The organism is Flavobacterium sp. (assembly GCF_029242675.1).
Taxonomy (GTDB): domain Bacteria; phylum Bacteroidota; class Bacteroidia; order Flavobacteriales; family Flavobacteriaceae; genus Flavobacterium.
In genome coordinates this window covers 1-2103 of the sequence record NZ_JAQWTM010000224.1, presented here as the reverse complement: position 1 = coordinate 2103, position 2103 = coordinate 1, and the positions used below count along the sequence as shown (strand labels likewise).

Annotated in this window: 1 protein-coding gene and 1 pseudogene; both read left to right on the top strand. The window is 36.4% G+C overall.

Going from position 1 to position 2103, the window contains the following annotated elements; translation table 11 throughout:
* Nucleotides 1-110, top strand: a pseudogene (locus tag P8M54_RS08220) (TIGR00730 family Rossman fold protein); the annotation flags it as partial.
* Between the two features lie 106 nt (nt 111-216).
* A partial coding sequence (locus P8M54_RS08215) for an aminopeptidase (protein WP_300287088.1) occupies nt 217-2103 on the top strand: 1887 nt, incomplete at its 3' end.

Genomic DNA, 2103 nt, shown 5'->3' with positions numbered 1-2103 from the left:
CAGTAAGTCCGGATGACTTAAAACTCATCAAAATTGTAGATACTGAGGACGAAGTAGTCGAGGTGTTGGACGCTTTTTATAAGAAATACAATTTGAAACCTAATTTTTAACTAGAAGAGCTGTTTTACGACAGCTCTTTTTTGTTATTTTAGCTATCCACAAGCTACTCATAACTTTTATACGTATGTATTGATACGACTTTAAACCTACTATTCATTGAGAACGATTCGGATTTTGACCTTTTTATGCATTGCTTTATTGGCTTCAATAAAACAGTACGGGCAACATCGTTCTCAACTTTTTGTAACTGTTAATGACAAGACCCACAGTTTGGAGGTGAAGCAGGAACTTTATTTTGTTAACGATACGGGTGATAGCCTCGATCAGATTGTTTTAAACGATTGGAATAACGCTTACGCAAATGTTAATTCGCCCTTGGCCAAACGCTTTTCGGATGAATTCTACCGTGGGTTTCACCTCTCTAGCAGTGACGAAAAAGGCAGTACAGGTTTAATTTCAATTATTGGTCCTGATAACACTGTTTTACCTTGGCAAAGAAGCGCCGATCATCCAGATGTTATAACTTTGGCTTTGCAAGAAAAGCTAGCGCCTCAGGAAGAAATTCAGTTGTCACTGACTTATACTGTGAAAATTCCAAGTGATAAATTTACTAGATATGGATACAGCAATACGGGTACAATGGTGCTCAAAAATTGGTTTCTGACGCCTGCACGCTACGAAAACCATCAATTTATAAGCTACAGTAACGAAAATCTAGATGATAGTGCTAATGCGCCCTCTGACTTTGATTTGGAACTACTAGTTGATAAAAAACTAAACATCAGTACTGATCTTAATGTGGTTTCAGTTAGCAATCAAGGACTAAGTAATTTGAATCGTTTTACGGGAGAAAACAGAACCGACTTTAGCATCTTCCTAGAACCTAAAGCTAGTTTTTATTCGTTTAAAACCAATTCGGTCGAAGTGGTAACCAATTTAAAGGATGAAAATTTAAATACCATTCAGCAAGCAAGGGTCATTGATTGTGTGTCGCAATTTGTAACTGATTTGATAGGAACTTATCCGCATAAAAAAATAATTGTTTCCCAAACTGATTATGACCGCAATCCTTTTTACGGTTTGAATCAATTGCCGAGTTTTATTCGACCTTTTTCGGATGAGTTCACCTATGAATTAAAATTTTTAAAAACCTATTTGAACGCCTTTCTAAAAAATAGTTTACAAATTGACCAAAGGAAAGACAGCTGGGTTTTAGACGGAATTCAAGTATATGCCATGATGCAGTTTATCGAAAAAAATCATCCAAACACTAAAATGTTAGGTAGCGCGTCCTCATTTAAACTGCTTAAAAGTTTTAATTTAGCACAGCTCGATTTTAATGAACAGTACAGCTATTTTTACATGATCATGGCCCGAAAAAACCTAGATCAACCGCTGGAAGACAATAAAAACACCTTGTTAAAATTCAACGAACAAATTGCTAGTAAATACCGTTCAGGTCTTAGCCTGCGTTACCTAGACAGTTATGTAGGCCAGCAAGTGGTGCCTAATAGTATTCGGAACTTTTATGAACTCAACCTTACCCAGCAGACCACAGCCAAAGATTTTGAAAGCATATTAAAAACAAAAAGTACGCAAAATATCGACTGGTTTTTCAACTCCATCATCAAGTCGAGACAAATAGTGGATTATAAAATAGCCTCGGTGTCGAAGTCGGCTGATTCGGTTTCCTTTACCTTAAAAAACAAAACAGGATTATATGTCCCAATTCCTATTTATGGTGTTCATGAAGGCGAAATAGTATTTAAAAAATGGCTCGAGCCAAAGACAGATGATCAACTCTATTCCCTAGAGCGAAAAGGTGCTGACAAACTAGTTTTAAATTATAAAAATGAAGTTCCGGAGTACAACCTGAGGAACAATTGGAAGTCGTTAAAAGGCTTTTTTCCAAATAACCGTCCCATTAAGTTTGCTTTTATGAAGGATATTGAAGATCCTTATTACAACCAAATTTTGTACGTTCCTACCCTAACCTACAATTTGTACGACGGATTAATCCCGGGAATGCGTTTGCATAACAAA